This is a genomic window from Hyalangium minutum (genome assembly GCF_000737315.1).
Taxonomy (GTDB): Bacteria; Myxococcota; Myxococcia; order Myxococcales; family Myxococcaceae; genus Hyalangium; species Hyalangium minutum.
The window spans coordinates 350,276-365,405 of sequence record NZ_JMCB01000006.1 but is presented as its reverse complement, the minus strand read 5'-3'; the positions used below and the strand labels follow the sequence as shown (position 1 = coordinate 365,405).

The 15,130-nt window shown below is 68.1% G+C and carries 14 protein-coding genes; 8 read left to right on the top strand and 6 right to left on the bottom strand.

What is annotated here, in order from left to right; genetic code table 11:
* Positions 1 to 127: 127 nt before the first annotated feature.
* Entirely contained in the window at positions 128 to 403 is a 276-nt protein-coding gene (locus tag DB31_RS16975) for a tetratricopeptide repeat protein (RefSeq protein ID WP_240486735.1), read from the bottom strand.
* 343 nt (positions 404 to 746) lie between these two features.
* A complete protein-coding gene (locus tag DB31_RS16970) occupies positions 747 to 1,463 on the bottom strand; it encodes an SDR family NAD(P)-dependent oxidoreductase (protein WP_044188767.1) in 717 nt (238 codons plus the stop codon).
* Positions 1,464 to 1,551: 88 nt separating this feature from the next.
* On the opposite strand from DB31_RS16970, the gene DB31_RS16965 reads away from it, so the two are divergent.
* The 4 genes from DB31_RS16965 (at position 1,552) to DB31_RS16950 (ending at position 5,518) form a co-directional block, all read left to right on the top strand.
* The gene (locus tag DB31_RS16965; RefSeq protein ID WP_044188765.1) at positions 1,552 to 2,016 is read left to right on the top strand and encodes a macro domain-containing protein; all 465 of its coding nucleotides are present in this window, start codon (positions 1,552 to 1,554) and stop codon (positions 2,014 to 2,016) included.
* A gap of 48 nt (positions 2,017 to 2,064) precedes the next feature.
* Positions 2,065 to 2,820, top strand: a complete 756-nt coding sequence (locus DB31_RS16960; protein ID WP_044188763.1) for a DUF1338 domain-containing protein — start codon at positions 2,065 to 2,067, stop codon at positions 2,818 to 2,820.
* An 89-nt stretch (positions 2,821 to 2,909) separates the two neighbouring features.
* Positions 2,910 to 4,310, top strand: coding sequence for a hypothetical protein (locus DB31_RS44865; protein ID WP_052420027.1), 1,401 nt, complete (start codon positions 2,910 to 2,912; stop codon positions 4,308 to 4,310).
* Between the two features lie 215 nt (positions 4,311 to 4,525).
* Positions 4,526 to 5,518, top strand: a complete 993-nt coding sequence (locus DB31_RS16950; protein WP_044188760.1) for a hypothetical protein — start codon at positions 4,526 to 4,528, stop codon at positions 5,516 to 5,518.
* Positions 5,519 to 5,581: 63 nt separating this feature from the next.
* Here DB31_RS16950 and DB31_RS16945 read toward each other — a convergent pair whose 3' ends face one another.
* Positions 5,582 to 5,857, bottom strand: a complete 276-nt coding sequence (locus DB31_RS16945; protein WP_044188757.1) for a mersacidin/lichenicidin family type 2 lantibiotic — start codon at positions 5,855 to 5,857, stop codon at positions 5,582 to 5,584.
* 160 nt (positions 5,858 to 6,017) lie between these two features.
* Here DB31_RS16945 and DB31_RS16940 point away from each other — a divergent pair, with 160 nt between their 5' ends.
* The 4 genes from DB31_RS16940 (at position 6,018) to DB31_RS16925 (ending at position 10,552) form a co-directional block, all read left to right on the top strand.
* Positions 6,018 to 6,317, top strand: a complete 300-nt coding sequence (locus DB31_RS16940; RefSeq protein WP_044188755.1) for a mersacidin/lichenicidin family type 2 lantibiotic — start codon at positions 6,018 to 6,020, stop codon at positions 6,315 to 6,317.
* A gap of 134 nt (positions 6,318 to 6,451) precedes the next feature.
* Complete coding sequence (locus tag DB31_RS16935) at positions 6,452 to 6,700, top strand: mersacidin/lichenicidin family type 2 lantibiotic (protein WP_075306062.1); 249 nt, start codon at positions 6,452 to 6,454, stop codon at positions 6,698 to 6,700.
* Positions 6,701 to 6,760: 60 nt separating this feature from the next.
* Positions 6,761 to 9,979: a type 2 lanthipeptide synthetase LanM family protein gene (locus DB31_RS16930; RefSeq protein ID WP_044188750.1), complete on the top strand. Its 3,219-nt coding sequence runs from the start codon at positions 6,761 to 6,763 to the stop codon at positions 9,977 to 9,979.
* Positions 9,980 to 10,057: 78 nt separating this feature from the next.
* Positions 10,058 to 10,552, top strand: a complete 495-nt coding sequence (locus DB31_RS16925) for an NADAR family protein (RefSeq protein ID WP_044188747.1) — start codon at positions 10,058 to 10,060, stop codon at positions 10,550 to 10,552.
* Positions 10,553 to 10,564: 12 nt separating this feature from the next.
* Here DB31_RS16925 and DB31_RS44860 read toward each other — a convergent pair whose 3' ends face one another.
* From DB31_RS44860 to DB31_RS16910, 3 genes are all read right to left on the bottom strand, one after another.
* The gene (locus DB31_RS44860) at positions 10,565 to 13,108 is read right to left on the bottom strand and encodes a PAS domain-containing sensor histidine kinase (RefSeq protein WP_052420026.1); all 2,544 of its coding nucleotides are present in this window, start codon (positions 13,106 to 13,108) and stop codon (positions 10,565 to 10,567) included.
* Between the two features lie 215 nt (positions 13,109 to 13,323).
* Positions 13,324 to 13,920 carry a GNAT family N-acetyltransferase gene (locus tag DB31_RS16915; RefSeq protein ID WP_052420025.1) on the bottom strand — a complete coding sequence of 199 codons (597 nt, stop codon included), beginning with the start codon at positions 13,918 to 13,920 and terminating at the stop codon, positions 13,324 to 13,326.
* Positions 13,921 to 13,978: 58 nt separating this feature from the next.
* Positions 13,979 to 15,112 (bottom strand): OmpA family protein, encoded by a 1,134-nt coding sequence (locus DB31_RS16910; RefSeq protein ID WP_044188742.1) that lies wholly within the window; start codon positions 15,110 to 15,112, stop codon positions 13,979 to 13,981.
* Between the last annotated feature and the right edge of the window lie 18 nt (positions 15,113 to 15,130).

Here is a 15,130-nt window from a genome sequence, read left to right as displayed (position 1 = left end):
TCCTTCCGGTCGGTTGCGGTCCATGCCGTCAGCCTACCGACCGGTCGGTAACACGTGCTGACGCAAAGAGTCAATGACTTATCGTCAACAAAGACTCGCCCGGGAGTCTGGGCGAGCCCGAGTGACTTCAGCCTGCTCGGTTGCGAGAGTCGAGCACCTGAATGCGCTCGAGCGTGCGCACCAGCGCGTCCGCGTTCTGGAGAATCACGTAGTGCTCGGCCACGGACTCGAGGTGCTCGCGCGCCTCGGGGCGCAAGTCCATGCGCTCGTAGAGGCTGGCCAGCCGTTCGTGGATCTCCGTCTGATTGGGCTCGAGCTTCAGCACGTGCTTCCAGAGCGAGACGGCCTTGAAGACCATGCCGTCCCGCTCGTGGCCCTCCGCCGCCCGCTTGTAATCCGTCACCGTCGGTCGTCGCCTGCCGCGCAAGAAATCCTCCGAGCGCTTGATCAGAATCCGCACTGGCTCTCTCTCACAAGCCCACGGGTAGGTTCACCGCGCACACGGCTGGAGGGGAGGAATTGTCCAGATTTCAGGTGGTTACCTGTGGGTGGAATACCCAATGTCAGAGGGGTTGTTCACAGTGCGTGCCTGAAATGACGGTGCTCCGGCGCCGTATCTCACAGGTGTCGAACAGCAGGCCGCGGTTCACGGCGGCGCGTGCTTCCGAACAAGCAACCCCTCCAAGGTGCTCGGAGCGCGCGCCGCCGTTTCTTTTCTCCGCACGCGGTGCTGGGGCCTGGGCGCGCTAGAACTTCTCGGGCGCGGGGCGCAAATCCAGCTCTTGGGTCCACGCGGTGGGGTGCTGCTGGTGGAGCTGCCAGTACGTCTCCGCGATGGCGTCCGGGTCGAGCAGGGTGGAGGCATCCCGGCCCGGCGCCATGCTGCGCACCCGAGCGGTGTCGATCTGCCCATCGATGATGACGTGGGCCGCGTGGATGCCGCGAGGCCCGAACTCGCGCGCGAGGGATTGGGCCAGGGCGCGCAGCCCGAACTTGCCCACGGCGAGCCCCGCGAAGCGGGCGCCTCCGCGCAGCGAGGCCGTGGCGCCGGTGAAGAGCAGGGTGCCGCGTCCGCGCTCGAGCATGGAGGGGAGCACCTCGCGGGCGCAGAGGAAGCCTCCGAGGCAGTTCACCCGCCACGCGGACTCGAAGGCGGCGGGGTCGAGCTCCAGGATGCCGCCCATGTGGAAGGCGCCCGCGTTGTAGACGAGCACCTCCGGAGGGCCCAGCTCCGCGCGCACCCGGGAGAACGCGGCGGAGACGGAGCCCGCGTCACCCGCATCCGCGGGGAACACGCCCGCGCTCCCGCCGCTCTGGGAAATCTCCGCGTGGACTTCGCGCAGGGAGGACTCTCCGCGTGCAAGCAGCGCCACCGCGTAGCCTTCCCGAGCGAAGCGCCGGGCCACCGCAGCGCCCAGTCCCGGCCCTACTCCGAACACTGCAGCCACCTTGGTCGTCGTCATGGCGCGCAGGGGTAATGCGCGGAGGGGCCGGACGCCAGCATCCATTGGGCCTATATAAGGAAGTGGGCGTTGAGCCTGGAGGCGCGGGATGGTGCGAGTCGTCGAGGGAGATCTGCTGGACCAGCGCGTGGACGCCATCGTCAACGCGTGGAACCGGAACATCCTCCCGTGGTGGCTGCTGCTGCCGCAGGGCGTGTCGGGTGCCATCAAGCGCCGCGCGGGCTACCAGCCGTTCCGCGAGCTGCGGCGCGTGGGGCCCATGCCGCTGGGCACGGCGGTGGTCACCTCCGCGGGGCGGCTGCCGTACCAGGGCATCATCCACGTGGCCGGCATCAACCTGCTGTGGCGCGCATCGGAGCAGTCCATCCGGGACTCGGTGACGAACGCGCTCGCGAGGGCGAGGGAGCACGGTTTCCGCTCGGTGGCATTCCCCGTCATCGGCGCGGGCAGCGGCGGCTTCAACGAGGCGCGGGCGCTCGAGGTGATGCGCTCGGCGCTGGAGGCCGGGGCGGGCGGCCTGGAGGTGACGGTGGTGCGTTTTCACCGGAAGTGAACAGGGGGGCATGGTCTCCGGCGAAGGGGGCGGATATGAAGTGCGGGCATGAGCTCTACCGCCATGCGCCTGTTGGGCTTGCTGTGGGATCGCTACGCCGCCGAAGTGCCGTACGCACGGACCTTCGTGCAGCTGTCCGGAGGGATCTTCCGCAATGACCACGTGGCGCTGCGCACGCTGGCGCGGCCCGGTGGAGGCATCGCGACGTTCGAGCGCGTCTTCGAGCGCTTCGGCTGGAAGCGCGCGGGCGAGTACTCCTTCCCGGACACGCATCTGGAGGCCATCTACATGGCCCACCCGGACGGGCTGCCGCGCGTCTTCATCTCCGAGCTGAGGGCCGAGCGGCTCTCCGCGCGCGCTCAGCAACTGCTCTCCACGCTGCCCGAGGCTCCGCCAGCGCCCGAGCCCGTGGAGGCACTGGCCGAGTGGTTCTCCGCGCCGCCAGCGCCGCAGGAGTCCTCGCTGCTGGAGCTGGAGAAGGAGTCTCAGTACGGCGCGTGGCTGCTGGCCTTCGGGCGGAAGGTGAACCACTTCACGGGCTCGGTGGATGACGTGGAGGTGTGGCAGCGGAAGATGCGCGAGGCAGGCGTGCCCATGAAGGCGGACATTGAGGGCGCTCCGGGTACCGCGCTGCGGCAGACGGCGACGCACGCGGCGACGGTGCCCGTGACGCTCGCGGCAGGCGGCACGCGCCCGTGGCCCTACGCCTACTTCGAGATTGCCCAACGTGCGCCGCACTTCGACGGCTTCCTGGGCCCGCAGGCCCGAGCCCTCTTCGACATGACGAAGCGCGGCACAGTCTGAGCGCTGAAGTGGTGAAAACTGTTCACATAGGATTCATGGACAAACAGGTAAATGCTGTTTAGAAGACGGCTCCCTTTCGAGGAGCCTCCATGCACTCCCTTGCCTCTCGTCTGTGCGCCGGACTGGTCATGCTCGGTGCGGCGAGTACTGCTTCCGCGCAGCAGGTCGCACCGCCGAACATCCACTTCCTCATCGACACCTCGGGCTCGATGCGGGAACTGCCCCAGATCAGTGATGGCGATCACGCCACCTTCTTCAACATCACTGTGAACGGGTGCCAGAACGCCCGGCTGGATGCGATGCAGGCCGGTAACGGCTGGAACCCTGCCGTGGCGTACCCGGTGCCGGACACAGGGACGGGGTGGGGCTCGGACTGGGGCTTTCCCAACCTCTTCCAGGACAGCAAGTTCTACGGCTACATGTACTGGGGAGAGCAGACCAACCCGGCTCCGCAGTGGAACAGCGCGGTGGAGGCCTGTCAGTCGCAGGTAGACAACTGGAGCACCACGGGAGCCGCCGAGTACAACCGGTGTCAGAGCTGCCTGACGACGAAGGGCTACTACAAGTTGCCCTGGGCGGATGGCCGGAACACCCCGCCCCTCGAGAATCCCGACTTCATTTTCTGGGGCCGCTTCCTCAACTTCAATCCGCCCAAGTACGTGGCGGTCAAGTCCGCGATCAAGCATGCGCTCGCCAACGTGCAGAACGCGCGCGTGGGCTTCAGCTACTTCTCCAATACCGCGCCCTACAGCGTCATGGGGCAGCGCCAGCAGGTGGCATGTGATCAGTCCCTGGCCAGCCCGTTCGCGTTCGACACCGCGCGTGGCAGCTCCATCAACGCCATCAACGGGCTGACGTTCACCACGGGGACGCCGCTGGCGCGCTCGCTGCTCAACGTCGGGTACTACTTCACGTCGGGCAACGACGTGTACCAGAGCTACCTCGGGTTCGGGTCCAACTACTCCTACCCTTCGGCCTTCAAGAACGACCCGCTGACCATGCAGAGCCGCAGCGTCTGCTGGGGGTGCCAGCACAACGCGGTCATCCTCATCAGCGATGGAGACCCCACCAACGACACCCAGACCTCGGCGATGGCCAACCGGCTGAGGACCATCAATGGTGGGCCTGTCTACTGCCCGGACTCGGAGCCGTGCGGCCTGGGGGGGCAGCGGGACAAGGGCACGGACCCCACCAACTACGCGGATGACAACGCCAACTTCTACCTGGATGACGTGGCGAAGGTGCTCTCCACCTGGGACCTGCAGATGTCCTCGCCGGTCGTGGTGGGGAACTTCGACACCAGCGGCTTTCAGCGCCTGAGCATCCACACGGTGGGCTATGGCATCAACAGCAACCTGCTGAAGAACACGGCGGCGGTGGGCAACGGCACCTACGCCACGGCGTATACTCCCGCGGCGCTCAAGCAGGCGCTGCAGGCCGCCGTGAACAACGTGCAGGCGCAGGCCGCCTCCTGCGTCTTCCTGCAGTAGCGCGGCGAGCCGAGTGCGTCGGTTGTTGACGCAGGTGTGTTCCCCCGGGAAGCGTTTCCCGGGGGTTGCCCTTGTCGGGAGCGGGGCTTCCGAGGGCTGTCCCTCGGACGCCGAGGGGATGACAGCGGTGGCACAGCGGTTGCTCAGGCTGGCGGGCACCAGCGCTCGATGGCCCCTCAACCCCGCCATCTCCCCCGCGCTGGCGAGGACACGCGATGTCGACCCCCACGCTGGCGCCCTGGAAGGGCGTGACCCCCATCTATCTCGGCAACCCCAGCTACACGAAGTCTGGGAAGACGTACAAAGCCGAGCCCAGTGGGCTGACGATCTACTCGGATGGCGGCAGCAAGTGGCTGTTCATGGTGAGCGACAACGGCATCGTCGCCAAGGCGCAGCTGCCCTCCAGCGGCAGCCCCACCGGGACGCTCAACTGGCTGATCAACCCGACCCCTGACGAGGACGACAAGGCCTACGACTACGAGTCGGTGACGTTCGCCAATGGCAACCTGATGATTGGCGTGGAGGGAGACCGCAGTGAAGGCAGCAGCAAGACGTCTCCCGTGGTGAAGCGCTTCGATCAGGACCGGACCTCCAGTTCGAAGCCCGCGGGAGACTTCACGGGAAGCACGTGGACGCTGAACGGGATCGACTTCGGCTCGGCGACCAACAGCGGCATGGAAGGGATGACGCTGGTGCCCTTCGGCTCCTACCCGTCGAACTGGACGGGCGGGGCGGCCCCCCACTACGGCGGCATCTTCTTCGTGGCCGTGCAGGCGCTGGCGGGCCGGGTCTACGTGTACGATCTGCCCCAGGGCGGCGGCAACTCCGCGAACGTCAACCCGCTGAACCTGGGCACGTCCGCCAGCAACCCCTTGCAGGTGCCCAACCCCTCGGCCACCAGTGGTTCCAAGCCGCTCATCTCGGACCTGTTCTTCGATGGGTCCTCGCGCGTGCTCTATGCCTTGTATGACGGCGAGGGGAACAGCCAGGTAACGGCCAAGGACTATCTCCAGAAGCTCACGATCAGCACGGCATCCAATACCACTGCGGCGAACGCGCTCACGCAGGCGTGGGCCTACGAGCTGCCGTGGCTCGACTGCGAGGGCCTGGCCATCAACGGGAACGATCTGTACATCTCGATCGACAGCGGGAGCCACCCGGGCAATGACGGCATCTTCGTGCTGCCGGGCTTGTTGTCCAAGCTCTGAGGTACCGCTCGAGGACCTCAGGCTCCCACGAGTGAGAGCCTGAGGCCTTGGCAACCTCGCGCGTCAGTAGCGCAGCACCGCGACGTGCTGGATCGCGGCCACCTGATCCAACCGGACGGGGGTGCTGACGCGGATGTAGGGAGTGATGCGGGGGTTGAAGTCGCTGAGATCCTGATCCGGACCGATGAAGCCGCCCACCACCGCTGAGAGGCTGCCTTCATCGAGGTCCGTGAGTGGCTTGCCCGCCGGGCACTCGGGTACGGCCGCGCGTTCCTCCGCCGAGAGCTGGGCGCGGAACTCGGGGTCCTTCCAGGCACGAATGATCAGGTCCTTCATCATGGCGGCTTCTCCTTGCAAGCCCCGTTATGGGGCACACAGGTAGAGCGCCGCCGCCCGGGTTGTGACGTCTCCGCCGAGGACGTGCGGAAGTTCCGTCACAAGCAGCCAGGTGCCCACTCTCTCTGGTTGCCCACTCATGGGCAATGCAAGGAGCAGGCACATGAAGCGAGAGACCATCATCCGGGCCTGGAAGGACCCCGAGTTCCGCGCGAGCCTCAGCACAGAAGAGCGGTCGTCGCTGCCCGAGTGCCCCGCTGGCCCGGCCTTCACCGAGCTGAACGAGCGAGACCTCGACGACGCCGTCGGCGGCGGTGTCCTCAACTACGACTTCGACGGGTGCATCTGCTCGCCGTACACGGGCGGCACCACCACGAGGACGTGGACGACGACCAGGCAGCTCACCCTCAACCAGCTGGACCTGGTCACCGTGAACCCGGTCACCCTCACCAGGACCTTCTGATTTCCGGCACGCAGGTGGGCGCCCTCGAAGCGCGTGAGCGGGGCCCACCTCGGAAGCCGTCACAAAAAGACTCCTGGGACTCCTTCCAGATGTCCGTTCCAGCGATGGCGCGGACGCACCCCCAGGAGATCCTCATGAAGACCGATCTGATCGTCCGGGCCTGGAAGGACCCGGAGTTCCGTGCCCGTCTCTCCGCTCAGGAACGTGCTGCTCTCCCGGACAGCCCCTCGGGCAAGCCGCTGACCGAGCTCGACGAGGAGGCGCTGCACGAGATCACCGGTGGGCTCCGGACCGGCAAGACGATCGGCGCCAACACGGGCTGCACCGGACCTGTCCGGGCCACCTGCGGGATCATCGTCTGTCCCGTCGTCGAGGCGTTCTGAGCGCTCCCCACCTCCTGCTGATCGAAGCTTCTCTCTCCCTCCGGCTCCGACGAGGCACGCATGCACGCGCTCTCACCTGTTTCCCCCTGGAAGAAGGCGGCGTTTCTCCACGAGCGGGCGCGGTCGAAGCAAGACGCCTCGCTCTCAGGGGGTGAGGCCTCCCTGCATCAGGCCGAGCGCCGCGCGAGCGCCTGGCGCCAGGTCATGTCCGCCGATGACCGGACGCTCGAGGAGCGCCTGAGGAGCGTGGGGTTGGATCGGGAGGGCTTTCTTCAGGTCCTGGCGCGCGCGGAGAGCGAGGCGGGCACTCCCATCGGCCCGTCCTGGGAGAAGCTCCTCGAGGAGCTCCTTGAGGAGCGGCACAAGGCCATGCCGCTCCCTTCATCACTCTCCGCGCCCGCTGACCCAGACAAGCCCGGACTGTCGTTCTCCGGCCTGCTCCATCCGTTCCTTCAGCTCGGTGCGGCCCGGCTCCACGAGGGCCTCACGGCGCTGGGCGTGCGTCACCCGTCACAAGAGCCACTCATCAGCCCTCGTGTCGAGGCCACGCTGCTGGAGGCGCTGGCCATCCGGCTGCATGAACTCGCCTCGCGCGTCCTCATCCTGGAGCTCAATGTGGCCCGCGTCATGGAGCGGCTGCCCGGGAGCACGCCGCAGGAACGGTTCCACCACTTCTCCACGGTCCTGCTCCGAGACCCCGCGACACGTGCCGCGCTGCTGGAAGAGTACCCGGTGCTCGCCCGGCTGATGGTCACCGCCCTGGAGCGCTGGCTGGAGAGCAGCCTGGAGATGCTCGGGCACCTCGCCGAGGACCGTGTGCTGCTGGAGCAGCGGTTCTTGCCGGGCCAGGGGCTCGGCACGCTCGTGGTGCTGCAGGGCGGTATCTCGGACCTGCACCGGCGAGGCCGGGGGGTCTTCCTGCTGGGGTTCAACTCAGGGCTGAAGCTCGTCTACAAGCCGAAGTCCCTGGAGGTGGACGTGCACTTCCAGCAGCTCCTCCAGGGGCTCAACGAGCAGGGGCTGCGCCACCCTCACCGCGTGCTCACCGTCGAGGACCGGCGGAGCCATGGCTGGGTCGAGTTCGTGCAGGCCACCGGCTGCGGCTCGCGCGAGGCGCTCCAGCGCTTCTACTGGAGGCAGGGGAGTCTCCTGGCCCTGCTGCACCTGATGTCCGCCGTGGACTTCCACTTCGAGAACCTGATCGCCTCGGGCGAGACGCCGGTGCTGGTGGATCTCGAGGCGCTCTTCCACCACCGGCCGCCGGCCGACATGCCGGAGAGGGCCCGGACGCGAGCCTGGAAGCTGCTGGATCAGTCCATCGTCGCTGTGGGCATGCTGCCCATCTTCCTCTTCGGCCGGGACGGGAAGGCGGGGCTCGACATCAGTGGTCTCGGGGGAGAGGCCGGGCAGCTCACGCCGCAGGCCATGCCCACGGTGGAGAACCTGGGGAGCGACACGATGCGGGTGGTCCGCCGCCAGGGACTGGTGGAGGGCTCGAACAACCGTCCCAAACTGGGCGAGGCGCCGGTGGACCCCAGCGAGTTCACCGAGGAGCTCGTCCAGGGCTTCGAGGAGACCTACGCCTTGCTGTCGAGCCAGCGTGACGCGCTGGCGCCGCGCCTGCGTGCCTTCTCGCAGGTGGAGGTCCGTTACATCGCTCGGCCCACGCAGCGCTACGCCATGCTGCTTCAGGAGAGCCACCACCCGGACTTCCTGCGTGATGGCCTGGAGCGCGACCGGGTGCTCGATCACCTGTGGGCGGAGGCGGCCCACGTGCCCGTGCTGCGACGGCTCACTCCCTACGAGCACGCGGACCTCCGCTTGGGAGACATCCCCTTCTTCTTCGCCCGCCCGGGAGAGCGCCACCTGTGGAGCAGCACCGGCGAGTGCATCCCGAACTACTTCACGCAGGACAGCCTGGGCGAGGTGCTGCGCCGGCTCGATCAGATGGGCGCGCGGGACCGCGCGCTGCAGGTGTCCTTCATCCGCAAGGCGATGGTCTCGCTGGACAAGAGCCGCGGTCCGGTGAGAGGCACCACAGCCTCGGAGGCAGAGAATGCCCTGCCTCCCGCGACGCCCGAGGAGTGTCTGGCCGCTGCGGTCTCCATCGGAGAGGAACTCGCGGCGCAGGCCATCCGAGGGACACGGGATGCCTGCTGGATCGGCCTGAACCTGGAGGATCTCCAGCAGTGGCGCTGGAGCCTCTCGCCCAGTGGCACGGACCTCTACGAGGGGCTGAGCGGCATGGCGCTGTTCTTCGCGTACCTCGCGAAGCAGACGGGGCGAGCTGACTTCAAGGAGCTAGCACGCGCGGCCCTGGAGCCAGTGCGGGAGGACTGGCGCAAGCCGGGGCGGGAGAGTGCCTCGGGCGTGGGCGTCTTCGTGGGCTACGGCTCGGCGGTGTACGTGCTCGGCCACCTGGCGGCGCTCTGGAGCGAGCCCGCGTTGATGGACGAGCTCCTCGCCGGTCTGCCACCCCTGGACGCGCTCATCGACGCCGACACGCGGCTGGATCTGCTGAGCGGATCGGCGGGGCTCGCGCTGTCCCTGCTCGGCATCTACCGGCGAACGAAGGACCCGAGGTTGCTGGAGGTGGCGCGTCACTGTGGTGAGAGGCTCGTGGCCACTGCGGAGCCGATCTCGGAAGGAATGGTTGCCTGGAAGGGCGAGGCGGGGCCCCTGCCGCTGGGAGGTTTCTCCCATGGCGCGACGGGCATCTCCTGGGCCCTGCTGGATCTGGCCGAGGCCACGGGCGATGCGCGCTACAGGGAGCTCGCGCTCCGGGGGCTCGCCTACGACCGGTCGCTTTACGCACCGGAGCGCCACAACTGGAAGGACCTGCGGGCTCCCGGCGTCACGGATACAAAGTCGATGGTGATGTGGTGCCACGGCGCGCCGGGCATCGCGTTCGGGAGGCTCCTCTCGCTGCGGCACTTGGACAGCCCAGAGGTCCGCGAGGAACTCTCCACGGCGCTCGAGACGACGTTCCGTTCGGGCTTCGGAGGCAGCCACTGCCTCTGTCACGGAGACCTGGGAGCCCTCGAGGTGCTGCACCTGGCAGGCACGGTGCTGGGAGAGCCGCGCTGGACCCAGGCCGCACTTCAACGCGCGGCCATCGTCCTCCGTCAGGGCCGGGAGGGTGGCTGGCGCTGCGGCCTGCCCCGAGGCAGCGAGAGCCCCGGACTGCTCATGGGGCTGGCGGGCATCGGCTACGGCCTGCTGAAGCTCTCGGCGCCCGAGCAGGTGCCGAGCGTCCTCGCGCTCGAACCACCGCGTTGAACGGGGAGCCCGCTGTTGTCAGGGCTTCTTGCATTCCGCGTCGTTGGTGTGCTTTTTACACCAACCCAGGGAGACGCCATGACGGTCGAGCAGCGCAGGTTCACGTTCTTCTGGCAATCGAAGTCCCCGTTCTCTCAGTGGCACCCGGCTGAGTTCGAGGTGAACGGCAAGCGCTTCGCCTGCGCTGAGCAGTACATGATGTACGGCAAGGCGGAGCTGTTCGGAGACCTGGAGGTGGCGGAGCGCATCCTGGCGTCTTCGTCTCCCAAGACGCAGAAGGCCCTGGGCCGCAAGGTGCGTGGCTTCGACGAGAAGCGCTGGAACCAGGAGCGCGAGCGCATCGTGTACGAGGGCAACCAGGCCAAGTTCACGCAGAACGCGGAGCTGCTCGAGAAGCTGCTGGCCACGGCGGGCACGGAGTTGGTGGAGGCCAGCCCCACGGATCGCATCTGGGGCGTGGGGCTCTCGGAAGAGGATCCACGGATCCAGAACCCCGCGCAGTGGCGGGGGCAGAACCTCTTGGGCAAGGTGCTCACGCGCCTGCGAGAGGACCTGCTCGCGGGCCGCAAGTAGGGCCCTGGCGCCTCAGGCCTCGACGAGGGGCACGTGCACCGAGAAGGTGGTGCCCCTCCCGAGCTCGCTGTCCACCTCGATGCGGCCCTTGTGGCGGTTGATGATGGCGTAGCAGATGGACAGGCCCAGGCCGGTGCCTTCGCCGGCTGGCTTGGTCGTGAAGAAGGGCGTGAAGAGCCGGGCCTTGGTCTCCGGCGACATGCCGCGCCCGCTGTCCTTGATGCGTATCACCACGTCGTTGCCCTCGCGCCGGGTGGTGATGTGGATCTCCCCCCGCTGCTCGATGGCCTGCACGGCGTTGACCAGCAGGTTCACGAAGACCTGGTTGAGCTGGGTGGGGTAGCAGCGCACGAGCGGCAGCGGCCCGAAGTCCAGGCGCACCTGGGTCTTGTACTTCAGCTCATGGCGCAGCATCCGCAGCGTCACCTGGAGCAGCTTGTTGAGGTCCGCCTGCTGCGCAGTGCCCGCCTCTTCGCGCACGAACGTCTTGAGGTCCTGGATGAACTCGCGGATGCGGATCATGCCCTCCCGAGACTCGGACAGCAGCTCGTCCGTGTCCTGGAGGATTTCCTCCAGGCGCTCCTGCCGGCGCAGGGCGCGGATCTCCTCCAGCGGCGAGGCCGCGGCGTCGGGGATGTCTGAGCCCAGGTGCTCCTCCACCTGCTGGTAGAGCTCGATGAGCCGGCGGAGCACGGAGGTGTAGACGCCCAGGGTGGAGATGTTGCTGGAGACGAAGCCCACGGGGTTGTTGATCTCGTGGGCGATGCTGGCGGCCATCTGCCCGAGCGAGGCCAGCTTCTCGGACTGGATGAGCTGGGCCTGGCGAGACTCCAGCTCGCGTGTGGCCTGACGCACCCGCTCCTCCAGCTCCTCGCGCTGGCGGCGGCGCTGATCCTCCAGCGCCTTTCGCACGGTGATGTTCCGCACGATGCACATGCCCTCATCCGGGCCAATGGGCACCACGCGGGCCTCGAACTGTTGGATGCCGAAGGCCTGCTCCAGGGAGTACTCGAAGATCTCCAGGGAGCTGTCCTGGCAGACGCGCTCGAGCGCGGCCTGGAGCGACGCCACCACCGGCTTCGGCAGCATCCGAAACAGGTTCTTGCCGATGAACTCTTCGGGCCGCCTCCAAGGGGGCTCGATGAGCGACTCCTTGAAGGCCAGGCAGACCCCGTCCCTGCGCACCCTGAAGAGCATGTCCGGGATGGCCTGGATGAAGGCCTGCAGCTGCTCCTCCGCGCGCTTGCGCGAGGTGACGTCCACGTTGGTGCCGACGATGCGCAGCGCCTTTCCCTGGGCATCCCGAGCTATCACCTTGGCGCGGCCGAGGATCCACAGATAGTGGCCGTCCTTGTGCCGCAGGCGGTGCTCGTACTCGAACATCGGGGTGCGCCCCTCGATGTGCGCATTCAGGCGCTGGTTGACCTCGGGCAGGTCCTCGGGGTGGCAGAGCTGGGTGCTCCAGAACTCGAGGGTGGTCTGTGGGGCGGGCTCATAGCCCAGCATGGTCATCCAGCGGGCGTTGGTCTTGAGGATGCCGCTGGGGAGATCCCAGTCCCAGATCCCGTCCGCAGTGCTCTCCATCGCGAGCCGGAGCAGCTCCGTGCTCTCGGCGGCCTGCTGCTCGAGCTGGCGCCGGGCGGTGACGTCACTCTCGATGGCCACGAACTGCACGAGCGTGCCCTGCTCGTCGTGCACCGGCTGGATCTCGATGAGGTTCCAGTAGGGCTTGCCCGACTTGCCGTAGTTGAGCAGCTCGACGGTGATGCCCTCGGCTCGGCTGAGGGACCGGCGCATGGCCTCGATGTCCTTCGGATTCGTGCCGGGCCCCTGCAGCAGCGTGCCGGGCTTCTGGCCCAGGACCTCCTGCAGCGTGTAGCCGGTGATGCGGGTGAAGCCCTCGTTCACCCACTCGATGTCGCCCCGGGCGTCGGTGATGATCACCGCGTTGTCCGTGCGGGCGGCCACCAGGGCCAGCTTCCGCAGCTGCGCCTGTTGGGCCAGCAGGGCCTGCTCGTTCAGGTGGCGCCGCTCGGTCTCCCGCTGTGCGTGGAGCAGGGTTCCGCAGGTGGTGAGCACGGGCTGCAGGAAGTCCACCAGGCACGTGTCATCGCCGTCCATCCGCGGGCCCAAGCCCACCACCCCCACCACCTTGTCCTGGAGCATGAAGGGCAGCGCCAGGAGCTCCGGGGGGGACTCCACGGTGGAGCCCGGATCAGGAATCCGCTGGGCCGCACCTGAGCGGAGCACGTGCGCCACGTGCGCCTCGAGGTCTTTCAGAGGCAGCGTCTTCCAGCCCTGGGCAGCGAGGAGCTGCAGCGAGGCGGTCTCCTCGAGCGAGCTCCGCAGCTCCGCGATGAAGCCGCGCCCGCTCCGCGACAGCTCCACCATGAGCGACAGCAGGCGCTCGAACAGGGCGCGATGATCTCCGTGGGTGATGTAGTCCGCGTGGACCTGCGCGAGCGCATGCAGCAGCCGCTGCGTGGACTCCAGCTGTTCCTCCAGGGAGGCCCTGGCGGCCGACGCTCCAGCGGAAGATTCTCGCGGGGGGGACATGGGATGCGCGGAAGTATGCCCAAGCTTATCCGGGCCGGAACTTTTCAGATCTACTGTCCGGTGGGGGAAACCGGGGCTTTTTTCGAGAGGGAGGAGATGCTCACCCCGAAGTGTATCCGAATGGTGACAATTCTTCCCCCGCCCCCGCTTAGGTTGGGAGCCGGGTGACGCCCTGTCAGGTAGGCCAGGACGGCGAGCGGGCGTGAGCTTCCGACTCAGAGGCCCACGGGGTCTGGAGGCTCCCGGGGAGCCACGAGCGCCGTGAGGATGTGGTCGCGCCAGTGGCCGTTGAGCAGCAGGTAGTCCCGCGCGTAGCCCTCTACCGTGAAGCCCAGCTTTCGCAGCACCGCGGCGCTGCGCAGGTTCTCCGGCAGGTGGTTGGCCTGGATGCGGTGCAGCCCCATGGCGCTGAAGGCGTAGCCGCACGCCACCCGGAGCGCCTCCGTCATCAGCCCCTTGCCTTGGTAGCGGAAGTCCATCCCGTACCCCAGCTCGCATGCCTGCAGGGGGCCCCGGCGGATGTTGGTGAAGCTCACCGTGCCAATCACCGGCGCGGCGGTGAGCGGTTGGTCCTTGGGCAGCAGGAACAGCCGCAGCCCCACGTCATGCTGGAAGTCCTCGCGGTCCTGCGCCAGCCGCGTCCGCCAGTACATGAGCGTGAAGAACGTGGGCGGCCGCGCTGGTGACACCAGGCCGAGGTGTTCCTCGTTCACCTGGTGGTACGCCAGCACGCGCCCCGCGGCATCAGGCGCCAGCATCGCCAGGTGCAGCCGTTCTGTGGTCAGGAGGACGGGGGAGGGGTCGGACGACATGGCGGACGGGCGCATCGTACCGCGCCCGCTCCTGGGAGCCGACTTTCCGTTGCGGTGCTCAGTGGGGCTCGTCCTGGGTGCCGCTGCCACCCACACCCGTGCGCCCGCTGTCCTGCGAGGGCAGGCGCTGGAGGACGATCTCCACACGGCGGTTGTTCGCGCGGCCCTCCGGCGTGGAGTTGCTGGCCACGGGGCGGTACTCGCCCAGCCCACGCACGGAGACACGCTCGGGAGGAACGCCTCGGGACAGCAGGAACCCGCGCACCTGCTCCGCGCGCCGCAGCGAGAGCTCCTCGTTATACGCTTCCGGACCCAGCGAGTCCGTGTGGCCCTCGATGGTGATGGCGTTGTCCGACTGCTTCAGCGCGTCTGCCACCTCGCTGAGCCGGCTGCGCGCGGAGGGCAGCAGCTCCGACTCGCCCGAGGCGAAGAGCACGCTCCCCGAGAGCGTCAGCACCGTGCCTCGTGCATCCTCGCGGACTCCGACTTCTCCCTCGCGCTCCAGGCGGGCGAGGGCCTCGGTGGCGTGGCGCTCGGCTTCCGCGCGGGCCCGGCGCTCCGCCTCGAGCTGCTCGGTGGCCCGGCGCTCCGCCTCCTCACGCGCGCGGCGCTCCGTCTCCACCTGAGCCTGCGTCTGGGCCAGCTGCTGCCGCTGCTGCTCCTCCAGGTTCAAGCGCTCCGCGCGCTCCTGCTGCCGCCGAGCCTCTGCCTGCAACTGCACGGCCTCCGCCTCGAGCCGCCGGGCATCGGCCAGCCGAGCGGCCTCATCCCTCAGGCGCTGGGCCTCCTGGAGCTGCTGCTGCGCCGAGCGCAGCTCTGCCTCCGCGCGGCGCCGCTCGGCCTCCTGCACTTGGGCCAGGCTCTGGGCGGCCAGCGCCCGCTGACGCTCGGCCACCGAGATGCTCGCCTGCGCCTCCGCGAGCTGGGCCTTGCGCAGCGCCACGTACGCCAGGGAGCGCGCCGCCGGCGAGGTGTTCTTCCGGTCGTACTCTCGCTCGGCCTCCACGAGCGCTTGCCAGGCCTCCCGCAGCGCCTGCGGGTGCTCCTGCTGCACCGAGGGGCTGGTCGAGGCGTGCTGGTACGCCTGACGGGCGTCGATCAATTCGCGAGGGGGCGGGACGTGCGCGGCACACCCGCTCACCAGGGCGGTGATTCCCGCCCAGCTCCACACGCGCTGCTTCCACCGGTGCATGACGGGTCTCCTCTCCGG

Bases quoted from the DNA above. Each gene is read 5' to 3' on its own strand.
- DB31_RS16970 (WP_044188767.1), bottom strand. From the start codon at position 1,463: ATGACGACGACCAAGGTGGCTGCAGTGTTCGGAGTAGGGCCGGGACTG.
- DB31_RS16965 (WP_044188765.1), top strand. From the start codon at position 1,552: ATGGTGCGAGTCGTCGAGGGAGATCTGCTGGACCAGCGCGTGGACGCC.
- DB31_RS16960 (WP_044188763.1), top strand. From the start codon at position 2,065: ATGAGCTCTACCGCCATGCGCCTGTTGGGCTTGCTGTGGGATCGCTAC.
- DB31_RS44865 (WP_052420027.1), top strand. From the start codon at position 2,910: ATGCACTCCCTTGCCTCTCGTCTGTGCGCCGGACTGGTCATGCTCGGT.
- DB31_RS16950 (WP_044188760.1), top strand. From the start codon at position 4,526: ATGTCGACCCCCACGCTGGCGCCCTGGAAGGGCGTGACCCCCATCTAT.
- DB31_RS16945 (WP_044188757.1), bottom strand. From the start codon at position 5,857: ATGATGAAGGACCTGATCATTCGTGCCTGGAAGGACCCCGAGTTCCGC.
- DB31_RS16940 (WP_044188755.1), top strand. From the start codon at position 6,018: ATGAAGCGAGAGACCATCATCCGGGCCTGGAAGGACCCCGAGTTCCGC.
- DB31_RS16935 (WP_075306062.1), top strand. From the start codon at position 6,452: ATGAAGACCGATCTGATCGTCCGGGCCTGGAAGGACCCGGAGTTCCGT.
- DB31_RS16930 (WP_044188750.1), top strand. From the start codon at position 6,761: ATGCACGCGCTCTCACCTGTTTCCCCCTGGAAGAAGGCGGCGTTTCTC.
- DB31_RS16925 (WP_044188747.1), top strand. From the start codon at position 10,058: ATGACGGTCGAGCAGCGCAGGTTCACGTTCTTCTGGCAATCGAAGTCC.
- DB31_RS44860 (WP_052420026.1), bottom strand. From the start codon at position 13,108: ATGTCCCCCCCGCGAGAATCTTCCGCTGGAGCGTCGGCCGCCAGGGCC.
- DB31_RS16915 (WP_052420025.1), bottom strand. From the start codon at position 13,920: ATGTCGTCCGACCCCTCCCCCGTCCTCCTGACCACAGAACGGCTGCAC.
- DB31_RS16910 (WP_044188742.1), bottom strand. From the start codon at position 15,112: ATGCACCGGTGGAAGCAGCGCGTGTGGAGCTGGGCGGGAATCACCGCC.